Origin of the sequence: Pseudomonas sp. CM25, assembly GCF_013179705.1 — a bacterium.
In the GTDB taxonomy this organism is placed as follows: Bacteria; Pseudomonadota; Gammaproteobacteria; order Pseudomonadales; family Pseudomonadaceae; genus Aquipseudomonas.
This window is the reverse complement of sequence record NZ_JABMCW010000002.1, coordinates 25,237-47,463: the sequence shown is the minus strand read 5'-3', so window position 1 is coordinate 47,463 and position 22,227 is coordinate 25,237. Positions and strand designations below refer to the sequence as shown.

The following is a 22,227-nucleotide window of genomic DNA, read 5'->3' as shown; positions in this document are numbered from 1 at the left end:
AAATTCCTGGTGGCGGCCCACTTTTAGCAAAGGTGTAGTTGCGATGAAACGTGTAGGTCTGATCGGTTGGCGCGGTATGGTCGGTTCCGTGCTCATGCAGCGGATGCTGGAGGAGCAGGATTTCGACCTCATCGAGCCGGTGTTCTTCACTACTTCCAATGTCGGTGGCCAAGGCCCCAACGTCGGCAAGGATACAGCGCCGCTCAAGGACGCTTATTCGATTGAAGAACTCAAGACCCTCGACGTGATCCTGACCTGCCAGGGCGGCGACTACACCAACGAGGTGTTCCCCAAGCTGCGTGAAGCCGGTTGGCAGGGCTACTGGATCGACGCTGCTTCGTCCCTGCGCATGCAGGATGACGCAGTGATCATCCTCGACCCGGTCAACCGCAAGGTCATCGACCAGCAGCTGGACGCCGGTACCAGGAATTACATCGGCGGCAACTGCACCGTCAGCCTGATGCTGATGGGCCTGGGCGGCCTGTTCGAAGCCGGCCTGGTCGAGTGGATGAGCGCCATGACCTACCAGGCAGCTTCGGGTGCCGGTGCGCAGAACATGCGCGAGCTGATCAAGCAGATGGGCGCCACCCACGCGGCCGTCGCCGAAGACCTGGCCAACCCGGCCAGCGCCATCCTCGACATCGACCGCAAGGTGGCCGAAGCGATGCGCAGCGAGGCGTACCCGACCGAGAACTTCGGTGTGCCGCTGGCGGGCAGCCTGATCCCTTGGATCGACAAGGAGCTGCCAAACGGCCAGAGCCGCGAAGAATGGAAGGCCCAGGCCGAGACCAACAAGATCCTCGGCCGCTTCAAGAGCCCGATCCCGGTCGATGGTATCTGCGTGCGCATCGGCGCCATGCGTTGCCATAGCCAGGCGCTGACCATCAAGCTGAACAAGGACGTGCCGATCGCCGATATCGAAGGCATGATCAGCCAGCACAACCCTTGGGTGAAGCTGGTGCCGAACCAGCGTGAAATCAGCATGCAGGAACTGAGCCCGACCAACGTCACCGGTACCCTGAACGTACCGGTTGGCCGTTTGCGCAAGCTGAACATGGGTTCGCAGTACCTGGGTGCGTTCACCGTGGGCGACCAGCTGCTGTGGGGTGCCGCCGAACCGCTGCGCCGCATGCTGCGGATCCTGCTGGAGCGTTGATCGTTCTGCTGTGACCGAAAACCCGTGCTGGCGACAGCGCGGGTTTTTTTATATCCGCAAATGTTCATCGAGGCCGATACGAGAAGCGCATAGACGGCATTGGCCTCGCCCCAACAATCCGAGTAAAGTGCCGCTCCCGTTTCGCCAGAGGCAGCCCGCATGAACCCAACATTCGATATCGCCGTCGTCGGCGCCACCGGCAGCGTCGGTGAAACCCTGGTACAGGTCCTCGAAGAACTGGCGTTCCCGGTCGGCACCCTGCACCTGCTGGCCAGCATGGAATCGGCAGGCAGCAGCGTCATGTTCGCCGGCAAAAAGCTCAAGGTGCGTGAAGTCGACAGCTTCGACTTCGCCCAGGTCAAGCTGGCCTTCTTCGCCACCGGCGCCGCTGTCAGCCGCAGCTTCGCCGGCAAGGCGCTGCAGGCCGGCTGCTCGGTCATCGACCTGTCCGGTGGCCTGGACGATGCCCTGGCACTGGTGCCCGAAGCCAACGCCGAACGCCTGGCCGGCCTGGCACTGCCGGCACGCATTGTCAGCCCATGCTCGGCCGCCGTTGCCCTGGCCGTGGCGCTGGCGCCGCTTAAAAGCCTGCTGGACATCGAGCGGGTGCAGGTGATGGCCGCGCTGGCGGTGTCTGCACAAGGCCGCGAAGCGGTCAGCGAACTTGCCCGGCAAACCGCCGAACTGCTCAATGCCCGCCCGCTTGAGCCGCGTTTCTTCGACCGTCAGGTGGCGTTCAACCTGCTGGCCCAGGTCGGCGCAGCCGATGAGCAGGGCCACACGCTGCTGGAGCGCCGCCTGGTCAGCGAGCTGCGCGTGCTGCTGGACTTGCCTGAGCTGAAGATTTCCGTGAGCTGCGTTCAAGTCCCGGTGTTTTTCGGCGATAGCTTCAGTGTGGCCGTAGAAAGCCGTCGCCCGGTCGACCTGGACGCCGTCAACCAGGCCCTGGAGGCGGCTGACAGCCTCGAGCTGGTGGAGCGTGATGATTATCCGACCCCGGTAGGTGACGCAGTGGGCCAAGACGTGGTCTATGTTGGTCGTGTACGTCACGGTGTTGATGAAGACCAGCAGCTCAACCTCTGGCTCACCACCGACAACGTGCGCAAAGGCGCCGCGCTCAATGCCGTGCAAGTGGCACAATTGTTGATTAAACACATGCCGTAAAAGATACTGGCGAGCATATTTGTCCTGCTCCGCATGCAGGTTTCGGGACGATTCATACAAGGGAAGAGGTCATGCTTCGAATTCGCAAACTGGTTCTGGCCATGGCTGCAGCATCCGCGCTGTCGTCTGGCATGGCGAATGCCCTGGGCTTGGGGGAGCTGACCCTGAAGTCGGCACAGAATCAGCCGCTGGACGCCGAGATCGAATTGCTCGACGTGCGCGACCTCAAGGCGGCCGAAGTAGCGCCGAGCCTGGCGCCCCCGGAAGAGTTCAGCAAGGCCGGGGTGGCGTTTCCGACCTACCTCGAAGACCTGACCTTCACACCAGTGATCAACCCCAACGGCAGAAGCGTGCTGCGGGTGACCTCCAGCCAACCGCTGCCGGGGCCAGTGGTCAAATTCCTGGTCCAGGTAATGTGGCCGCAAGGCCGTCTGCTGCGTGACTACAGCGTACTGCTCGACCAGGCCAGGGCCCAGGGCGACAAGCAGGCGGCCGGCAACGTTGCCTCGGCGGTCACCGGTGCCAGCAGTTACACCACCCAGCGCCGCGACACCTTGTGGCAGATTGCCGCGCGCAACACCCAGGGTGGCTCGATCCAGCAGACCATGATCGCCATCCAGGCGCTGAACCCGGACGCATTCATCGGCAACAACATCAACCAGCTGAAGGTTGGCCAGGTACTGCGCCTGCCCGACCAGCAGCAGGTCCAGAACATCGCGCAGGGAGAGGCCAACAGCGAGGTGGCCGAACAGTATGCCGCCTGGCGTGAAGGCCGCCGCCTGGGCCCGCGTGCCCGCCAGCTGGACGCCACCCGCCGTGGCGCCGCCGAGGCCGCGCCGTCGGTTATCGCCCAAGGTGACAACCTGCGCCTGGTCAGCCCGGGCAACCAGGCCAGTGGCGGTCAGACCAAAGCCCTCAGCGACAAGCTGGCCTTGGCCCAGGAAAGTCTGGACACCAGCCGCCGTGACAACGAAGAACTGCAAAGCCGCATGTCCGACCTGCAGAGCCAGCTGGACAAGCTGCAGCGTCTGATCGAGCTGAAAAACAACCAGCTCGCGCGCCTCGAAGGGCAGGGCGCAGCCACCCCGGCAACGGCTGCCGCTGCTGTGAGCCAGCCAGCCGCCGCTGCGCAGCCTTCGGTCGAGCCAGCGCCCGCTGCCGTCGACACCGCGCCCGAGTCGGCACCTGCTGCCGCGCCAGCGCCTGCCAGCCAGCCGGACAGCGCACTCCAGCAGATCCTCGGCAACCCGTGGCTGCTCTGGCTGATTGCCGGTTCTACCCTTCTGGTACTGGCCCTGCTGCTGTGGCTGCTGGCGCGCAAGCGCAAGGCCCAGCAAGAGGCCGAGAAACACTTGCGGATGGCGCGGGCACTGGAAGAAGAGCAAGGCACGGGCTTTGACACCGATACCGATAGCCTTGATGGCGTTGAAGTCTCGGAGCCCAGCGTCACCCTGTCGCCAGCCGTGGTGGCCGCGTCGGCCGCCGCTGCCGTTGCTGCAGAAAAAGCGGCTGCGCCAGTCGCCGAACCGCTGCCCGAGCCTGAAACAGATCCGTACCCCGGTTTGCTGGCGGAGGTCGATCAATGCCTGGCCGAAGGCCGCCTGAACCGCGCTACCGAGCTGCTGGAGCCCGCCGTGGCCGCAGCGCCGCAGCGTGATGACCTGCGCCTGAAGCTGATGGACGTGTACGCCCGCCAAGGTGACCAGAGCGCGTTCGTCGAGCAGGAGCGCAAGCTGCCGGCAACCGAGCAGAATGCTGCAGAAGTCGCCGGGCTGAAGGAACGCTACCCGGCGATGCTCAGCCTGGCCGCAGCCGGCCTGGGTGCGGCGGCGCTGGCTGCCGAAATGGATGAGCAGTACGTGCAGGGCCTGCTGCAGGATCAGCCTGAAGCGCCAGCGGTGGCTGACGTTGTGCCTGAAGAAGTGCCGGAATTCGAGCCCGAGCCGGATGTTGTAGCGCAAGCGGAGCCTGAGGCAGCACTCGAGCCGGAGGCTGAACTGGATGCCTTCGACGAAGTGTCGACCCTCGATGAGCCAGGCCTGGACGAGCAGGACCTGGACAGCGCCTTTGACTTGAGCCTGGGTGAAGACCTGCCCGAAGAGGACCCGCTGGCAGCACCGCTGCTGGACGAGCCGCTGGCGCAGGCGCCCGAGCCCGACGAACCGGTACTGGATGAGCCTTCGCTGGAAGAGGCGCAGCCTGAAGAAGAACCGTTTGCCGTGGACGCCGAGCTGCAGGCTGAGGCCGATGCAGACTTCGAGGCCATGCTGGCCCAGGCCGAGCCCCAGCCTGCTGTGGACCTGTCCGATTTCGACCTCGATATCACCGAGCCTGTCACCCCGGCTGCCCCGCAAGCAGTGGCAGAGACCCCGGTGGATGTCGCTGCGGAGCTGGATGCCTTCGACAGCGTGCCGGCGTTCGACCCGATCTCCGATTTCGACCTGCCGTCAGACTTCGACCTGTCGTTGTCGCTGGAAGATGACTCGCCAGCCGCCAAGAGCTTCGCTTCGGAGCTGGACGACGTCAACGCCGAGCTGGACAAACTGTCGCAGAGCCTCGAGTCGCCGTCGCTGGAGCCGCACTTCACCAGCGAGGATGCGGCTGCACAGCCGGAGCCAGAGCCGCTGGACGACCTCGACTTCGACTTCTTCTCCGGCAGTGATGAAGTGGCCACCAAGCTCGACCTGGCCCGTGCCTATATCGACATGGGTGACAACCAGGGCGCGCGCGACATCCTTGATGAGGTAGTCAAGGACGGCGACGACACCCAGCGTCAGGAAGCCGAGGACATGTTGTCTCGACTGGTCTGATCGAGGTCCTGGAACGCGATACACCTTCAACGGCAGCCCTACGCGGCTGCCGTTGTCGTTATAATCCCCGCCATTCCGTACACCCCACAGGTTTCATGCTCTTGGACATCATCGACAGCGCCGCCACCGAATCTGCGGCCGAAGGCTACTCCCGTATCGCCCTGGGCGTGGAATACAAGGGCGCGCGTTACCGCGGCTGGCAGCGCCAGGCCAGCGGTGTGCCGAGCGTGCAGCAAGCGCTGGAGCAGGCGCTGTCCACGGTGGCCAACGAGCCAATCGCGGTGGTCTGCGCCGGGCGTACCGATGCCGGCGTACACGGCTGCGGGCAGATCGTGCACTTCGACACCCGCGCCGTGCGCGACGAACGCGCCTGGACCATGGGCACCAACTTCAACCTGCCGCACGACATCAGCGTGGTCTGGTCGCGGCCGATGTCGGCCGACTTCCATGCCCGCTTCAAGGCCTGTGCCCGGCGCTACCGCTACGTCATCTACAACGACCCGATCCGCCCGGCGCACCTGGCCGAGGAAGTTACCTGGAACCACCGTCCACTGGACGTCGAGCGCATGGCCGAAGCCGCGCAGTTCCTGCTCGGCACCCACGACTTCAGCGCCTTCCGCGCCAGCCAGTGCCAGGCCAAGTCGCCAATCAAGCACATTTACCACCTGCGCGTTACCCGCCATGGCCAGATGATCGTGCTGGACGTGCGCGCCACCGCCTTCCTGCACCACATGGTGCGCAACATTGCCGGGGTGCTGATGGCCATTGGTGCCGGCGAGCGCCCGGTTACCTGGGCGCGCGAGGTGCTGGAAGGGCGCAACCGCAGCGAAGGCGGGGTGACCGCACATCCTTACGGGCTGTATCTGGTGCAGGTGGAGTACCCGGAGGAGTTCGCGCTGCCCCAGCGTTACATTGGCCCACACTTTCTGACCGGTTTCGAGGCGTTGGCTGACTGACGGGCGCTAAAGTCATTTGCTAACATCCGGCCTTTCACCGTAACCAGCAGGGTTCGCTGTCCATGAGCAATGTACGCACCAAGATTTGCGGGATCACCCGCATCGAGGACGCACTGGCCGCTGCCGAAGCGGGTGCCGATGCCATCGGCTTCGTCTTCTATGCCAGGAGCCCCCGGGCTGTGGACGTGCTCCAGGCTCGGGCGATCATCGCCGAGCTGCCGCCGTTCGTGACCACGGTCGGGCTGTTCGTCAACGCCACGCGTTGCGAGCTGAACGAGATCCTCGAAGTGGTGCCGCTGGACCTGCTACAGTTCCACGGCGATGAAGCCCCGCAGGACTGCGAGGGTTTCCACCGCCCCTGGATCAAGGCCTTGCGCGTACGCCCGGGCGACGACCTGGAAGCAGCCTGCAAAACCTATTCGGGTGCCCGCGGTATTTTGCTGGACACCTACGTGAAGGGCGTACCCGGGGGAACCGGTGAAGCCTTCGACTGGTCATTGGTGCCGGCGCGCCTGAGCAAGCCAGTCATCCTCGCCGGCGGGCTGTCGGCCGATAACGTCGGTCGGGCCATTGCCCAGGTGCAGCCTTACGCGGTGGATGTCAGCGGCGGCGTCGAACAGGCCAAGGGCATCAAGGATGCGGCTAAAATCGAAGCCTTCATGCGTGCGGTGAAACAGGCGTGATGGCAGATGTGACGGCTGGCTGCGCGCCATCGTCCATAACTTTCGCAGCCCTGCGCGGCAGTCGTCAGTACATCTGACGGCAAAACAACACATTAGCGCTGGAGTGGCGCGCGGGAAGTCTCGCGGCCGGTCCAGCAACGTTCCATAAGATTTTGAGCTCAAGGGCAGGGCCGGCGACACCGGTCCCCCGCCTGCCAATACTGGAGAAAGAAAGCATGAGCAACTGGTTAGTCGACAAACTGATCCCTTCGATCATGCGTTCCGAGGTGAAGAAGAGCTCGGTGCCAGAAGGCCTGTGGCACAAGTGCCCGGCCTGCGAGGCCGTGCTGTATCGTCCGGAGCTGGAAAAGACCCTGGATGTCTGCCCCAAGTGCAACCACCACATGCGCATCGGTGCACGCGCGCGTATCGACATCTTCCTCGACGCCGAAGGCCGTGCCGAGCTGGGCGCTGACCTGGAGCCGGTCGACCGCCTGAAGTTCCGTGATGGCAAGAAGTACAAGGACCGCCTGACCGGCGCGCAAAAGCAGACCGGCGAGAAAGACGCGCTGATCTCCATGAGCGGCACCCTGATGGGCATGCCGATCGTGGTCAGCGCCTTCGAGTTCTCGTTCATGGGGGGTTCCATGGGCGCCATCGTCGGCGAGCGTTTCGTGCGTGCTGCCAACTACGCGCTGGAAAACCGCTGCCCGATGATCTGCTTCTCCGCCTCTGGCGGTGCACGCATGCAGGAAGCGCTGATCTCGCTGATGCAGATGGCCAAGACCTCTGCCGTGCTGGCGCGCTTGCGCGAGGAAGGCATCCCGTTCATCTCGGTGCTGACCGACCCGGTGTACGGCGGTGTTTCCGCCAGCCTGGCAATGCTCGGCGACGTTATCGTCGGTGAGCCGAAGGCACTGATCGGCTTCGCCGGCCCGCGGGTGATCGAGCAGACCGTGCGCGAGAAGCTGCCAGAAGGCTTCCAGCGCAGCGAGTTCCTGCTGGAGCACGGCGCCATCGACCTGATCATCTCCCGTGGCGAACTGCGCCCGCGTCTGGCCCGCCTGCTGGCGCAGATGACCGGCCAGGAAACCCCGGAGCAAGCGCGTGAGGCGGCTGCCGTCGCGTGATGAAACAACGATCCCTGGGCGAATGGCTCGCCTACCTCGAGCAATTGCACCCCTCGGCCATCGACATGGGCCTGGAGCGGTCGCAGAAGGTGCTTGCCCGGCTGGCGCTGGGCAAGCTGGCGCCACGCGTGGTGACGGTAACCGGCACCAACGGCAAGGGTTCCACCTGCGCCTTCGTAGCCTCGCTGTTGCGTGCCCAGGGGCTGAAGGTTGGCGTGTACAGCTCGCCGCACCTGTTGCGTTACAACGAACGGGTGCTGATCGAGGGTCAAGAGGCCAGCGATCAGCAACTGTGCGACGCCTTTGCCGCCGTCGAGGCGGCGCGGGGCGAAATTTCCCTGACCTACTTCGAGATGGGCACTCTGGCCGCGTTCTGGTTGTTCTACCAGTCGCAGCTGGATGCCGTGGTGCTGGAAGTGGGCCTTGGTGGTCGCCTGGACACCGTCAATGTGGTGGATGCCGACCTGGCACTGGTGACCAGTATCGGCGTCGACCATGTCGATTACCTGGGCGATACCCGCGAACGGGTGGCCTTCGAGAAGGCCGGCATCTTCCGCCAGGGCAAGCCTGCGTTGTGCGGTGACCTGGATCCGCCGCAGCCGTTGCTGGACAAGGCTGCCGACCTGGCCGCGCCGTTGTTCCTGCGCGGGCGTGATTTCGACCTGAGCAGCACCGATGGCAGCTGGAGCTGGCGCGGCACTGCAGCCGATGGCGCGCAAGTCGAACTAGGCGGCCTGCCGCTGCTCGATCTGCCCATGGAAAACGCTACCCTGGCTTTGCAGGCTTACCTGTTGATGGGCCTGCCTTGGGACGCAGGGCAGGTTCGCCAGGCGCTGCTGGATACCCGCATCACCGGTCGCCTCGACCGCCGTGTGCTGAGCTGGCAGGGCAAGCGGGTGGAGCTGCTGCTGGATGTGGGGCATAACCCCCATGCTGCGCAGTACCTGGCCCGACGCCTGGCAGCCCGGCCGCTCAAGGGGCGCCGCCTGGCGGTGTTCGGCCTGCTGGCGGACAAGGACCTGGGCGGTGTTGTCGCGCCGCTGCAGGGTCTGGTCGACCACTGGGCCGTGGCGCCGCTGGATACCCCGCGTAGCCGCCCGGCTGCAGAACTGGCTACGGCCTTGACGAACCTCGGCGCCGCAGTGAAGTCTTATGCCAGTGTCGACGCCGCCCTTGAGGGGCAATGCGCGCAGGCGACGGCGGATGACCAGATCCTGCTGTTCGGTTCGTTTTTCTGTGTTGCCCAGGCGCTGGAATGGCTGGAGCGGCACGCCCATGAGGGTGGAGTAGATGGCAGTGCTGGATAAAGGGATTAAACAGCGCATGGTGGGTGCGCTGGTGCTGGTGGCGCTGGCGGTGATTTTCCTGCCCATGCTGTTCACCCGCGAGGACGAGATGCGCCAGGTGCACGTCGAGGCCCCGCAGGCACCGGCCATGCCCAGCTTGCCGGAAGTGAAGGTAGAGCCGGTCGCCGTGCCTGAGCCACAGGTGATTCCGGAAGAACCGCAACCGGCGCCGGTGGTGGTCAACGAGTCGACGGCACCGGCCAGCCCCCCCAGCCAGCCGATCACGCCGTCGCCGCAGGCTCAGGCCCAGGCCCAGGCCCAGGCCCAGGCCCAACCGGTCAAGCCGCAGGCGTCGGCACCTGCAGCTAAAGTCGAGGCCAAGGCTGCAGCGCCCTCGAAGATCGATGTCAATGGCTTGCCGGTCAGCTGGTCTATCCAGTTGGCCAGCCTGTCCAACCGTGCAGGGGCAGAAAAACTCCAGCAGACCTTGCGTAGCCAGGGTTACAACGCCTATATCCGTTCGGCGGGTGGCATGAACCGGGTGTACGTCGGGCCGCTGATCGAGCGGGCCGAGGCCGAGCGCGTGCGTGATGCGGTCAACCGCCAGAACAGTCTCAAGGGCTTTGTCGTGCGCTTCCAGCCCGAGCGCAGCTGATAGCCGCGGGGCGGCTATGCCGCCCATCACCGGCAAGCCAGCTCCCACCTCGACCGCATCGGCCTCAAGTCATGTGCAATCCCGGTGGAAGCAGCTGTTTTCCCCTGATTCCAGAAGCTTGCGCGATCCCTGTCGGAGCTGGCTTGCCGGCGATGAAGCAAACACCAATCCAGCTGACATTCCGCTTACTCCCAGCCCTGCGCTCTGGTAAAATGCGCCGCCTCAAACGTCTGCAGGCAGCACCGTGGCATTTACCCTGGTTGATTGGGCGATCATCGCGATCATCGCCGTCTCCACACTGATCAGTCTCAAGCGCGGCTTCGTCAAAGAGGCTTTGTCCTTGCTCATCTGGATCATTGCCGGTGCGGTTGCCTGGATGTTCGGCGGTTCGCTCTCGGTGTATCTTGAGAGCTATATCCAGACGCCATCGATGCGCGTCATCGCTGGCTGCGCCATTCTTTTCGTCGCCACCTTGCTGGTGGGGGCCATGGTCAACTTCCTGGTCGGCGAGCTGATCCGCGTGACCGGATTGTCCGGCACCGATCGTTTCCTGGGCATGGCATTCGGTGCCGCGCGCGGGGCTTTGCTGGTGGTGGTGGCCATAGGCCTGATCAGCCTGGGGCCGGTGCAACAAGATACCTGGTGGCAGGAATCACGCCTGATACCACAATTTCTCCTGGTCGCCGACTGGTCGAAAAACCTGATCCTGGGTTTTACCGGCCAATGGACGCCCGGTGGACTGATCAGCGCTCCCGCTGATCTTCCGTTCAAGGAACAGTTGCTCGGGCCTGCTAAGCCCTGAGCGCTATTCACTCAAGTTTCGTCAAAGTAGGGGTTGCGTCGCATGTGTGGCATCGTCGGTATCGTCGGTAAGTCGAACGTCAATCAGGCGCTGTATGACGCGCTTACGGTCCTCCAGCACCGCGGCCAGGACGCTGCCGGTATCGTGACCAGCCATGACGGCCGGTTGTTCCTGCGCAAGGATAATGGCCTGGTGCGCGATGTGTTCCAGCAGCGCCACATGCAGCGCCTGGTCGGCAGCATCGGCATCGGCCACGTGCGCTACCCGACTGCGGGCAGCTCGACCTCGGCCGAGGCCCAGCCGTTCTATGTCAACTCTCCGTATGGCATCACCCTGGCACACAACGGCAACCTGACCAACGTCGAGCAGCTGGCCAAGGAGATCTACGAGTCCGACCTGCGCCACGTCAACACCAACTCCGACTCGGAAGTGCTGCTGAACGTGTTCGCCCATGAGCTGGCGGTGCGCGGCAAGCTGCAGCCCACCGAGGAAGACGTATTCGCTGCAGTTTCCCACGTGCACAGCCGCTGCGTCGGCGGTTACGCCGTGGTGGCGATGATCACCGGCTACGGCATCGTCGGTTTCCGTGACCCTAACGGCATCCGCCCGGTGGTGTTCGGCCAGCGCCACACCGACGAAGGCGTGGAGTACATGATCGCCTCCGAAAGCGTGGCCCTCGACGTGCTCGGCTTTACCCTGATCCGCGACCTGGCCCCGGGCGAAGCGGTGTACATCACCGAAGGCGGCCAGCTGTTCACCAAGCAGTGCGCCGAAGCGCCAAAACTGCAGCCGTGCATCTTCGAGCACGTGTACCTGGCGCGCCCGGACTCGATCATCGATGGCATCTCGGTGTACAAGGCCCGTCTGCGCATGGGTGAAAAGCTGGCCGACAAGATCATGCGCGAGCGCCCCGAGCATGATATCGACGTGGTTATCCCGATCCCGGACACCAGCCGCACGGCCGCGCTGGAGCTGGCCAATCGCCTGGGCGTGAAGTTCCGCGAAGGCTTCGTCAAGAACCGCTACATCGGCCGTACCTTCATCATGCCCGGCCAGGCCGCGCGCAAGAAATCGGTGCGCCAGAAGCTCAACGCCATCGAGCTGGAATTCCGCGGCAAGAACGTGATGCTGGTGGACGACTCGATCGTGCGCGGCACCACCTGCAAGCAGATCATCCAGATGGCCCGTGAAGCTGGCGCCAAGAATGTCTACTTCTGCTCCGCAGCCCCGGCTGTACGCTACCCCAACGTCTACGGCATCGACATGCCGAGTGTTCACGAACTGATCGCCCACAACCGTACCACCGACCAGGTGGCCGAGTTGATCGGCGCCGACTGGCTGATCTACCAGGACCTCCCGGACCTGATCGATTCGGTCGGTGGCGGCAAGATCAAGATCGATCACTTCGATTGCGCGGTATTCAACGGTGAGTACGTCACCGGCGATATCGACGAAGCCTACCTCGAGCGTATCGAGCAGGCCCGTAATGACCTGGCCAAGGTCAAGCACCAGGCGGTCAGCGCGATCATCGACCTCTACAACAACTGATTCAGGGAGCGACGGCATGACGGATCAATGGGATGCCGGGCGACTGGACAGCGACCTCGAGGGTGTCGGATTCGACACCCTGGCGGTACGCGCCGGTCAAAACCGTACACCGGAGGGCGAGCACAGCGAAGCGCTGTTCCTGACCTCCAGCTATGTGTTCCGCACGGCAGCCGATGCTGCTGCGCGCTTTGCCGGTGAAACGCCGGGCAACGTCTACTCGCGCTACACCAACCCGTCCGTACGCGCCTTCGAGGAGCGGCTGGCGGCCATGGAAGGCGCCGAGCAGGCCGTGGGCACCTCCACCGGCATGGCGGCGATTCTGGCCGTGGTGATGTCGCTGTGCAGTGCCGGCGACCATGTGCTGGTGTCGCAAAGCGTCTTCGGCTCGACCATCAGCCTGTTCGAAAAATACTTCAAGCGCTTCGGCCTGCAGGTGGACTATGTGCCTCTGGTCGACCTCGGTGGCTGGGAACAGGCCATAAAGGCCAATACCAAGCTGCTGATCGTCGAGTCGCCATCCAATCCGCTGGCCGAGCTGGTCGATATCACCGCCCTCAGCGAAATTGCCCATGCTCGTGGGGCCATGCTGGTGGTCGACAACTGTTTCAGCACCCCGGCGCTGCAGCAGCCGCTGAAACTGGGCGCCGACATCGTGTTCCATTCGGCCACCAAGTTCATCGACGGCCAGGGTCGCTGCATGGGCGGCGTGGTTGCCGGCCGTGCCGAGCAGATGAAAGAAGTGGTGGGCTTCCTGCGTACCGCAGGCCCCACCCTCAGCCCATTCAACGCCTGGATCTTCACCAAGGGGCTTGAAACCCTGCGCTTGCGCATGCGCGCGCACTGCGAAAGCGCCCAGGCGCTGGCTGAATGGCTGGAGCAGCAGGATGGCGTGGAAAAGGTGCATTACGCCGGCCTGCCGAGCCACCCGCAGCACGAACTGGCCAAGCGCCAGATGAGTGGTTTTGGTGCGGTGGTCAGCTTCGAGGTCAAGGGTGGCAAGGAAGGCGCCTGGCGCTTCATCGACGCTACCCGGGTAATTTCGATCACCACCAACCTGGGTGACAGCAAGACCACCATCGCCCACCCGGCTACCACCTCCCACGGCCGCCTGTCGCCGCAGGAGCGAGAAGCCGCAGGTATCCGCGACAGCCTGATCCGCGTTGCCGTGGGCCTGGAAGACGTGGCCGACCTGCAGGCCGACCTGGCGCGTGGGCTGGCCGCGCTGTGATGGAGATCGGCGGCGCTGTGCCCGGCCACAACGGCCGGGTAGCCTTGGTAACCGGTGCCGCCCGCGGCATCGGCCTGGGCATTGCCGCGTGGCTGATCTGCGAAGGCTGGCAGGTGGTGCTCAGCGACCTTGATCGCTCGCGTGGTGCCAAGGCGGCCAAGGCCCTGGGCGACAATGCCTGGTTCATCACCATGGATGTCGCCGACGAGGCCCAGGTCAGCGCCGGGGTCTCCGAGGTGCTGGGCCAGTTTGGACGCCTGGACGCGCTGGTGTGCAACGCGGCCATCGCCAACCCGCACAACCAGACCCTCGAAAGCCTCAGCCTGGCGCAGTGGAACCGCGTGCTGGCGGTCAATCTCAACGGCCCGATGCTGCTGGCCAAGCATTGTGCGCCGTACCTGCGTGCGCACAATGGGGCGATCGTCAACCTGACGTCCACCCGGGCGCGCCAGTCCGAGCCTGACACCGAAGCCTATGCGGCGAGCAAGGGCGGCCTGGTGGCCTTGACCCATGCGCTGGCCATGAGCCTGGCCCCGGAGATCCGCGTCAATGCGGTGAGCCCGGGCTGGATCGACGCCCGCGACCCGTCACAGCGCCGTGCCGAGCCGTTGACCGAAGCCGACCATGCCCAGCACCCCACGGGCAGGGTAGGGACCGTGGAAGATGTTGCGGCCATGGTGGCCTGGCTGTTGTCGCGTCAGGCGGCTTTTGTCACCGGCCAGGAGTTTGTGGTCGATGGCGGCATGACCCGCAAGATGATCTACACCTGAGCGTGATGCTCTGCCCTGTCTTTTTGAAAAAAAATTCAATGGGGCTATTGACTTAGCTTCGCCACCTGCGTAAATTTCGCGGCCTCAGCGAAGCAAACGCAACAAGCAACATCGCGGGGTGATTAGCTCAGCCGGGAGAGCATCTGCCTTACAAGCAGAGGGTCGGCGGTTCGATCCCGTCATCACCCACCACTTCCTGAGAGTTCCTGGTGCAAACGGTTTCGCAAGAAGCTGAATGCCGGAGAGGAATGCACTGCGCAGCGGTAGTTCAGTCGGTTAGAATACCGGCCTGTCACGCCGGGGGTCGCGGGTTCGAGTCCCGTCCGCTGCGCCATTTTCAAGTAACAGATGGGTGCCTGGCACCGGTCTGAAGCCACAAGGCAAATTGCCTTTGGCTGATCCCAGTTTCAATCGGGCGCAAGCCTGAACGATACGCAGCGGTAGTTCAGTCGGTTAGAATACCGGCCTGTCACGCCGGGGGTCGCGGGTTCGAGTCCCGTCCGCTGCGCCATCTTCGTTTCAAGGTCCCTAGAACACCTTGAAGCACACACAGAGGAAGCGATCACGTCATCGCTTTTTTTGTGCCTGCCCTGAGGCCACTGCGCCGGAAGGGTAGACCCAGGTTTCAATCGGGCGCAAGCCTGAATGATACGCAGCGGTAGTTCAGTCGGTTAGAATACCGGCCTGTCACGCCGGGGGTCGCGGGTTCGAGTCCCGTCCGCTGCGCCATCTTCGCCTCAAGGCCCCTTGAACGCCTTGAAGCTACGAAAAAAGCGACCTTCGGGTCGCTTTTTTCGTTTCTGCACCTGGCGATCCTCTGTCTTTACCCGGATTTACACCAACCTGACAGGTTCTTCACCGACCAGCGGTTCCTGTGCCTGCCTGCTGTGTTGCACAATAGGCACCTTCTCGACATACCCGGAATTCGCAATGACCAGATCTTCCGTCTTTGGTGCGCTCGGGCTGGCCCTGGTGCTGGCGGGGGTGAGCGGTTGCTCTTCGAAAAAGGCCGCCGTCTACGAGCACGAGAACTTCGATGACTCGGGCACCTACTCGCGCAGCTTTCCGGTGAGCGACGCCGGCTCTTGCGAGGCCGCCCGGCGTGCCTTGCTCAGCCAGGGCTACATCATCACCAACAGCGGCGCCAACCAGGTGGTGGGTAACAAGAGCTTTCAGCAGAACAGCGACAATCACCTGCAGATCAGCTTCAACGTCACCTGCGCACCGGACGCGAGTGACGAGCAGCGCTCGACCATGTTCGCCAACGCCCTGCAGGATCGCTACGCGCTGAAAAAGTCCAACACCTCTGCCAGCCTGGGTGTGGGGGTGCTCGGTTCGGTGTCGATGCCGATCGGCTCCAGTGACGACTCGATGGTCAAGGTGGCCAGCGAGACGGTGACGGCGGCGCAGTTCTATGACCGCTATTTCGCTTTGGTGGAGAGCTACCTGCCCAAGCCGAAGAAAGTGGACAAGCCCAAGGCCGAGGCGCCCAAGGCCGAAAAGCCGACCGTGACCCTCGGCCTGCCCGAGCAGGCTGTTGCGGCTCCAGCTCCAGCTCCAGCTCCAGCTCCAGCCCCAGCCCCAGCCCCAGCCCCTGAAGCGGCACCGGTGCCTGAGGCTGCTGCACCGGCCACTGAGGCGGTAGCGGCGCCAGTAGTGGATGACAGCCAAGGCTCGCAGCCTGTGGCGCCGCCCGCGGATGCGGCGCCGATTCAGGTACAGCAAGACGCGCAGCCTGCCGAAGCCGCTTCCCCCTCTCTTTGATCGACCGGTGCGGAACGTACACAACTTCTGTAACAGACGCGCGGCGATAACTTCCGGAACACCTGCTACGTTTACCACTCATAAGCTTGTCATCATTTCTTCACCCTACCTGCTTAGGTTGAAGGCGATACCGACCAAGATAAATGAGCAAGAGGACGCAGGGCCATGGATGAATACCAGGAAGAACTACTCGAAACCCAGGCTTACGAACTGGACACCCCGGAACCGGCTGACGACGCCACCGAGCTTTAGCCCGCCCGCCGCTGGCTGCGGCGGAACTCCCCCGGCGTAAGGCCCGTCCAGCGCTTGAACGCGCGCTGGAACGCCTCGGCCGACGCAAACCCCAACAGATAGGCAATTTCGCCGAAGGCCAGCTCCGTATCGCGGATGTAGGTTTCGGCGAGGTCGCGCCGTGTCTCGCTGAGCAAGTCGCGAAACCGCGTGCCTTCCTCGGCCAGCCTGCGGCGTAGCGTCCAGGTCGGCAGTTGCAGGTGCAGCGCCACTTCTTCCAGGTCCGGTTCACGGCCACCATGCAGCAGCGGGCCCAGCAGGTGCGTGATGCGCTCACCCAGGCTGCGCACCCGTGTGCGCTGCTGCAACTCGCCCTCGCAAAGTTGAAGCAGGTGCTGCCAGGTGCTCGGGCAATGCCGTGGGTTGGCCAGCTGCAGCGTAGCCTGGCTCAGGCGTAGCTGGTTGCCGTCGGCATTGAACTGCACGGGTGAGCTGCACAGGGGCTGGTAACTGGCAACATAGGCGGGCGCGGCGAATTCTATTTCCAGGCGTTCGGCGTGCACCGGCGTACCGGCCAGGTCCGCAAGTTGTGCCAGCCAGCCAGCCAGCAGCGAGTCGACCACAAAGCGGTTGTAGGCGTTGTAAGGGCTGATGGAGTAGAAGCGCAGCCAGGCACCGTGGGCATCTTCATGGAAGCTGGAGTGCCCACGGTAGTTGGCCGCATACAGCGGCTCGAAGCGCAGCAGGGTACGCGCCGCCTCGCCCAGGGTGGGCGCCTGGGCCGCAGTGACCCCGGCCAGGCCGGCATGCGCCAGGCGGCTCAGGCGCCCCATGTACAGGCCCAGCGCAGGCTCCCCGCACAGTTCGATGGCGGCGTGGCCCAGGTGCATGTAGCGGGGGATCGACAAGCGCGCGCCCGCTGTACCCAGGCGTGCCGCGTCCAGGCCATAGCGGCGCAGCAGCGGCTCGGGGTCATGGCCCAGCTGGAGCAGGGCTTCGCTCAGCGGCTGGACAAAGCCGACCGACAGGTCGCCCAGGCGCACGCGGGGGCGGGGCATGGGCCTACAACCACAGGTTCAGCAGGCGGGCGCCGGGGCTTGGCGTACCCGCCAGCAACTCACCCGACTGGCGTGCAAAGCCCTGGCCATCACCGGCCTGTTCCCAGAACTGCCCCCGCATGAACACGCTGATGCTGCTGACGCTGGCTCCGGCTGCCTCGGTCAGGCGTTGCCAGGCGGTGCGCTCGCTGACTTCGCCGCGCTGCAAGGCAAGCCCGTTGCTGGCCTGCTGATGACGATTGCCACGCCACGGCGCGTCCCAGCTGCCCTTGCCGGTCAGGAACACCGGGTTGGCAATCAGCTGTACCGACTGCTGTGCCAGCTGTTGGTGGTTCTGCGGGTACCAGCTGTCGCTGCCCACCAGCACGCCCAGGCGCCCGGCAGGGGTTTGCACGACCTGCAACGGGTGCTGGCGGCCATCGTGAACGTAGCGGCGCATTTCGCTGTCGGGGAACTGCTGGCGCTGGGGCTCGCCCAGCAGCGAGCCGTCACCGGCAAACACCACGCTGCTGTTGAACAGCGGGCCACGGCCGGCATGCAGTACGCCGTGTTTCACATAGGGCGCAGGCAGCACGATGGAGCCGGCTACCAAGGTAACGCCGAACTCCTTGGCCAGGCCGCCGAACAGTTGCTGGTAGTCCGCCGCCATCTGTTCGGCCTTCATGCGCAGGTGCGCATCGGCGCGCCAGTCGTCGCCGTCGCTGCCGAGCATGGCCAGGCCGTAGCGCAGCGGGTTGCTCAGCTCCAGCCATTGCAGGGCCTCGCGGCTTTGTGTCACCTGGTAAAGCTCGTTTTTCTCACCGCGCGCCCACAGCCAGGTGCCGATGTGCTCCGGCAGCACCACCACTGTGCGTGGGCTGACCAGCCCGTGGGCACGCGCCTGCTCCAGGTAAGCGGCCAGCTTGCGGTGCAGGCGCTGCAGGTTCTGGTAATCACTGGGGTAGAGCAGTGGCTCGACGCCCAGCAGGTTGCCGCGCTCACCTGGCACCCCATGGTTGAGTGCCAGCTCGATGCGCAGGTCGGACAGGTAGTGGCCTTCCGGGCGCTGCTGGGTCCAGAAGCCGTAGCCGCAAAGGGCGGCGATCATCACCAGCGCCAAGGCGCTTGCCAGGAGTTTTCGCATTGAACCGTGTCTATTTCAGTTGAAACCGTGACAAGGGTACGAGCAAACCGTCTGCCAGCGGAAGGTCATTTGTTCATAACCTGCTATCGACGCCACCAAGGATACCCCACCGGCACAATTGCGCGACCAGCTGTTCGATAGGGTCATGAACTTGTGAGTTAAGATCATTGAGCAGATTCAAACGGCTGTTTAATGTCGCTGACAGACAATCGACGGGGCCCGGTGAGGCACCCGCATTCCGTGATCACGCCACCTGGGGACCTTTCCATGGCCGCCGACCGCTACCCGCACCTGCTCGCACCGCTGGACCTGGGCTTCACCACCTTGCGTAACCGTACGCTCATGGGCTCGATGCATACCGGCCTGGAAGAACGCCCCGGTGGTTTCGAGCGCATGGCGGCGTATTTTGCCGAGCGCGCCCGTGGTGGCGTCGGCCTGATGGTGACCGGTGGTATCGCGCCCAACGATGAGGGTGGGGTGTACTCCGGTGCGGCCAAGCTCAGCACCGAAGAAGAGGCCGACAAGCACCGCATTGTCACCGAGGCGGTACATGCTGCCGATGGCAAGATCTGCCTGCAGATCCTGCATGCCGGGCGGTATGCCTACAGCCCGCGCCAAGTGGCGCCCAGTGCGCTCCAGGCACCGATCAACCCGTTCAAGCCCAAGGAACTGGACGAAGCGGGCATCGAGAAGCAGATCGCCGACTTCGTCAATTGCGCGGTGCTGGCCCAGCGCGCGGGGTATGACGGCGTCGAGATCATGGGTTCGGAAGGCTACTTCATCAACCAGTTCCTCGCTGCCCATACCAATCACCGTACCGATCGCTGGGGCGGCAGTTATGCGAACCGCATGCGCCTGGCGGTCGAGATCGTCAGCCGGGTGCGTGGCGCGGTGGGGCCGAATTTCATCATTATCTTCCGCCTGTCGATGCTCGACCTGGTGGAGGGGGGCAGCACCTGGGACGAGATCGAGCTGCTGGCCAAGGCCATCGAGCAGGCTGGCGCGACCCTGATCAACACCGGCATCGGCTGGCACGAAGCGCGTATCCCGACCATCGCCACCAAGGTGCCGCGCGCGGCGTTCAGCAAAGTTACCGCCAAGCTGCGCGGCGTGGTGAGCATTCCGTTGATCACCACCAACCGCATCAACACCCCCGAGGTGGCCGAGGCGGTGCTGGCCGAGGGTGATGCGGACATGGTTTCGATGGCTCGGCCGTTCCTGGCCGACCCGGATTTCGTCAACAAGGCGGCCGCCGGCCGGGCTGATGACATCAACACCTGCATCGGCTGCAACCAGGCCTGTCTGGATCACACCTTCGGCGGCAAGCTGACCAGCTGCCTGGTCAACCCGCGTGCCTGCCATGAAACCGAACTCAACTACCTGCCTGTGCGGCAGGTGAAGCGTATTGCCGTGGTCGGCGCAGGCCCGGCCGGCCTGGCTGCGGCCACGGTGGCGGCCGAGCGTGGCCACACGGTGACTCTGTTTGACGCCGCCAGCGAAATCGGCGGGCAGTTCAACGTGGCCAAGCGCGTGCCGGGCAAGGAGGAATTCAATGAAACGCTGCGTTACTTCCGCAACAAGGTGGCCAGCACGGGCGTGAACCTGCGCCTGAATACCCGTGTCGACGTCCAGGCGCTGGTAGACGGTGGCTTTGACGAGATCATCCTGGCCACCGGTATCGCCCCACGCATCCCGGCCATTCCCGGGGTCGAGCATGCCAAGGTGCTGAGCTACCTGGATGTGCTGCTCGAGCGCAAGCCGGTGGGCAAGGCGGTTGCGGTGATTGGTGCGGGCGGCATCGGTTTTGACGTTTCCGAGTACCTGGTACACCAGGGCGTGGCCACCAGCCAGGACCGTGATGCGTTCTGGAAGGAGTGGGGCATCGATCGCCATCTTGAAGCGCGCGGTGGTGTGGCCGGGATCAAGGCCGAGCCGCATGCCCCGGCGCGTCAGGTATTCCTGCTGCAGCGCAAGAAATCCAAGGTGGGTGATGGCCTGGGCAAGACCACCGGCTGGATTCACCGGACCGGGCTGAAGAACAAGCGGGTGCAGATGCTGAGCAGTGTCGAATACCTGGGTATTGACGACGCCGGCTTGCATATTCGCGTGGCGGACGGCGAGCCGCAGGTGCTGCCGGTGGACAACGTGGTGATCTGCGCCGGGCAGGATCCCTTGCGCGAACTGCAGGAAGGGCTGGTGGCGCAGGGGCAGTCGGTGCACTTGATAGGCGGGGCTGATGTGGCGGCCGAACTGGATGCCAAGCGGGCGATCAATCAAGGGTCGAGACTGGCGGCTGAGCTTTGAGGATGCCGGGGCCGCTATGCGGCCCATCGCCGGCAAGCCAGCTCCCACAGGTACCGCGTAGCTTTTCAGGCCTGTGGGAACTGGCCTGTCGGCGATGGGCGCAAAGCGACCCGATTTCCCTGTAAACTGCGATGCATGCATGCACTCGAGCTTCCCCCAGCCCCCCTGCAACCCCTGAGCCTGCATTGGCTGCAACACGGGGGGGTTGAAGCCGCGATCCTCCGCCTGGACCTGATCGACCCGCTGATCAGCGGCAACAAGTGGTTCAAGCTTCGCCATCATCTGCAGCAAGCTGGCAACAGCAAAGCCCCGGGCTTGATCAGCCTCGGCGGCAACCATTCCAACCACCTGCACGCGCTTGCCGCCGCCGGCAAGCGCTTCGGCTTTGCCACCGCCGGCCTGCTGCGCGGCCACGCCCAGGACACGCCCACGGTGCGCGACCTGCAGGCGCTGGGCATGGAGCTGCACTGGCTTGGCTATGGCGGCTATCGCGCACGCAACGAACCAGGGTTCTGGGAGCCCTGGCAGGCACACTACCCCGGTTGGCATTGCATCCCCGAAGGCGGCGGCGGGCTGGCCGGTGCCCAAGGCTGTGCACTGATCCTGCAGCAGGCGCGCTCACAAATCGCGACATTGGGCTGGTCGGACTATGACAGCTGGTGGCTGGCTGCCGGTACAGGTACCACCTTGGCCGGGCTGGTAATGGCCGAGGCGGGTGCGCACACCGTGCATGGCGCATTGGCCGTACCCAGGGATCATGGCGTGGCGGAAACGGTGGCGGCACTGGCAGGCGGACAAGGCTACCAGCTGCACGATGCTTGCCGGGGTGGCTTCGGCACGTTCGACGATGAGCTGCTAGCCTTCGTCGCCCACTGCGAGCAGCACACCGGCGTATCTCTCGAAGCACTCTACACTGGCAAGGCGCTGATGGCGCTGCGCGAACAGGTCGAGGCCGGGCTGTTCGCGCCCGGCACTCGCCTGATCTTCGTGCATACCGGTGGCCTGCAGGGTCGGCGCGGCTACTTGTAAGGCAGCATGCGCAGCAGCGTGTTGTCGCGCTGCACATAGTGGTGATACAGCCCTGCCAGTGCATGCAGGCCGATCAGCCAGTAGCCCCAACTGCCGATACGTTCATGCCAGCCTTTGATGAACTTGGCCAGGTCCGGGTCCGCGCCGATCAGGTGCGGCAGCTCCAGGCCGTAGAACGGCACCGGCTTGTCGGCGGCGCTGAGGATCAGCCAGCCGGCCAGCGGCAAGCCGATCATCATCAGGTACAGCGCCAGATGCATCAGGTGCGCCAGGCCGGTCTGCCAGGCCGGTGGCTTGGGCAGGATCGGCGGGGTCGGGCGGCTGAGGCGCACGGCCAGGCGTAGCCAGACCAGCACGAACACGCTGAGCCCGAGCATGAAATGCAGGTCTTTCATCAGGTTGCGTTCAGCGCTGTCCTTGGGGAACAGGCCGCGCAGTTCGATGCAGGCGTAGACGGCTGCCAGCAGCACCAGCATCAGCCAGTGCAGGGCAATCGACAGGCGCGCGTAGTGGGGTCGCGGGGGTGGATGAAACCATGGTCGTTCCTCGTC

17 protein-coding genes, 4 tRNA genes and 1 pseudogene are annotated in these 22,227 nt (G+C 64.3%); 19 read left to right on the top strand and 3 right to left on the bottom strand.

The window, feature by feature from the left end:
- The first annotated feature begins 43 nt into the window (after window positions 1-43).
- The 17 genes from asd to HP546_RS00400 all read left to right on the top strand — a co-directional run bounded on the left by asd (window position 44) and on the right by HP546_RS00400 (window position 15,931).
- Window positions 44-1,156 carry an aspartate-semialdehyde dehydrogenase gene (gene asd / locus HP546_RS00480; RefSeq protein WP_172218599.1) on the top strand — a complete coding sequence of 371 codons (1,113 nt, stop codon included), beginning with the start codon at window positions 44-46 and terminating at the stop codon, window positions 1,154-1,156.
- Window positions 1,157-1,315: 159 nt separating this feature from the next.
- A complete protein-coding gene (locus tag HP546_RS00475) occupies window positions 1,316-2,320 on the top strand; it encodes an aspartate-semialdehyde dehydrogenase (RefSeq protein ID WP_172218597.1) in 1,005 nt (334 codons plus the stop codon).
- Between the two features lie 71 nt (window positions 2,321-2,391).
- The gene (locus tag HP546_RS00470; protein WP_172218595.1) at window positions 2,392-5,130 is read left to right on the top strand and encodes a FimV/HubP family polar landmark protein; all 2,739 of its coding nucleotides are present in this window, start codon (window positions 2,392-2,394) and stop codon (window positions 5,128-5,130) included.
- A gap of 95 nt (window positions 5,131-5,225) precedes the next feature.
- A complete protein-coding gene (gene truA / locus HP546_RS00465; RefSeq protein WP_172218593.1) occupies window positions 5,226-6,086 on the top strand; it encodes a tRNA pseudouridine(38-40) synthase TruA in 861 nt (286 codons plus the stop codon).
- Window positions 6,087-6,148: 62 nt separating this feature from the next.
- Window positions 6,149-6,769 carry a phosphoribosylanthranilate isomerase gene (locus HP546_RS00460; protein WP_172218591.1) on the top strand — a complete coding sequence of 207 codons (621 nt, stop codon included), beginning with the start codon at window positions 6,149-6,151 and terminating at the stop codon, window positions 6,767-6,769.
- Window positions 6,770-6,984: 215 nt separating this feature from the next.
- Window positions 6,985-7,878 carry an acetyl-CoA carboxylase, carboxyltransferase subunit beta gene (gene accD / locus HP546_RS00455; RefSeq protein ID WP_172218589.1) on the top strand — a complete coding sequence of 298 codons (894 nt, stop codon included), beginning with the start codon at window positions 6,985-6,987 and terminating at the stop codon, window positions 7,876-7,878.
- Window positions 7,878-9,185, top strand: coding sequence for a bifunctional tetrahydrofolate synthase/dihydrofolate synthase (folC, locus tag HP546_RS00450; RefSeq protein WP_172218588.1), 1,308 nt, complete (start codon window positions 7,878-7,880; stop codon window positions 9,183-9,185). The genes accD and folC overlap by 1 nt, the downstream gene beginning before the upstream one ends.
- Entirely contained in the window at window positions 9,169-9,819 is a 651-nt protein-coding gene (locus tag HP546_RS00445) for an SPOR domain-containing protein (protein ID WP_172218587.1), read from the top strand. The genes folC and HP546_RS00445 overlap by 17 nt, the downstream gene beginning before the upstream one ends.
- Window positions 9,820-10,063: 244 nt before the next feature.
- Entirely contained in the window at window positions 10,064-10,621 is a 558-nt protein-coding gene (locus tag HP546_RS00440; protein WP_172218586.1) for a CvpA family protein, read from the top strand.
- Window positions 10,622-10,663: 42 nt separating this feature from the next.
- Window positions 10,664-12,169: an amidophosphoribosyltransferase gene (gene purF, locus HP546_RS00435; protein ID WP_172218585.1), complete on the top strand. Its 1,506-nt coding sequence runs from the start codon at window positions 10,664-10,666 to the stop codon at window positions 12,167-12,169.
- Between the two features lie 16 nt (window positions 12,170-12,185).
- Window positions 12,186-13,397: an O-succinylhomoserine sulfhydrylase gene (locus HP546_RS00430; RefSeq protein ID WP_172218584.1), complete on the top strand. Its 1,212-nt coding sequence runs from the start codon at window positions 12,186-12,188 to the stop codon at window positions 13,395-13,397.
- Window positions 13,397-14,167 carry an SDR family oxidoreductase gene (locus tag HP546_RS00425; RefSeq protein ID WP_172218583.1) on the top strand — a complete coding sequence of 257 codons (771 nt, stop codon included), beginning with the start codon at window positions 13,397-13,399 and terminating at the stop codon, window positions 14,165-14,167. Before HP546_RS00430 ends, HP546_RS00425 begins: the two co-directional genes overlap by 1 nt.
- Before the next feature lie 116 nt (window positions 14,168-14,283).
- A tRNA-Val gene (locus tag HP546_RS00420) sits at window positions 14,284-14,359 on the top strand.
- A gap of 65 nt (window positions 14,360-14,424) precedes the next feature.
- A tRNA-Asp gene (locus HP546_RS00415) sits at window positions 14,425-14,501 on the top strand.
- A 100-nt stretch (window positions 14,502-14,601) separates the two neighbouring features.
- A tRNA-Asp gene (locus tag HP546_RS00410) sits at window positions 14,602-14,678 on the top strand.
- A gap of 141 nt (window positions 14,679-14,819) precedes the next feature.
- A tRNA-Asp gene (locus tag HP546_RS00405) sits at window positions 14,820-14,896 on the top strand.
- Window positions 14,897-15,097: 201 nt separating this feature from the next.
- Window positions 15,098-15,931 carry a DUF2242 domain-containing protein gene (locus HP546_RS00400; RefSeq protein ID WP_172218579.1) on the top strand — a complete coding sequence of 278 codons (834 nt, stop codon included), beginning with the start codon at window positions 15,098-15,100 and terminating at the stop codon, window positions 15,929-15,931.
- A gap of 248 nt (window positions 15,932-16,179) precedes the next feature.
- Here HP546_RS00400 and HP546_RS00395 read toward each other — a convergent pair whose 3' ends face one another.
- Both HP546_RS00395 and HP546_RS00390 read right to left on the bottom strand, forming a co-directional pair.
- Complete coding sequence (locus tag HP546_RS00395; protein WP_172218578.1) at window positions 16,180-17,220, bottom strand: AraC family transcriptional regulator; 1,041 nt, start codon at window positions 17,218-17,220, stop codon at window positions 16,180-16,182.
- A gap of 4 nt (window positions 17,221-17,224) precedes the next feature.
- Entirely contained in the window at window positions 17,225-18,343 is a 1,119-nt protein-coding gene (locus HP546_RS00390) for a nitrilase-related carbon-nitrogen hydrolase (protein ID WP_172218577.1), read from the bottom strand.
- Window positions 18,344-18,610: 267 nt separating this feature from the next.
- Here HP546_RS00390 and HP546_RS00385 point away from each other — a divergent pair, with 267 nt between their 5' ends.
- Both HP546_RS00385 and HP546_RS00380 read left to right on the top strand, forming a co-directional pair.
- Entirely contained in the window at window positions 18,611-20,647 is a 2,037-nt protein-coding gene (locus tag HP546_RS00385; protein WP_172218576.1) for an NADPH-dependent 2,4-dienoyl-CoA reductase, read from the top strand.
- A 135-nt stretch (window positions 20,648-20,782) separates the two neighbouring features.
- Entirely contained in the window at window positions 20,783-21,676 is an 894-nt protein-coding gene (locus HP546_RS00380; RefSeq protein ID WP_172218575.1) for a 1-aminocyclopropane-1-carboxylate deaminase/D-cysteine desulfhydrase, read from the top strand.
- Here the strand turns inward: HP546_RS00380 and HP546_RS00375 are convergent.
- Window positions 21,667-22,213, bottom strand: a pseudogene (locus HP546_RS00375) (cytochrome b). The gene HP546_RS00380 and the pseudogene HP546_RS00375 sit on opposite strands and share 10 nt — an antisense overlap.
- Window positions 22,214-22,227: the final 14 nt, after the last annotated feature.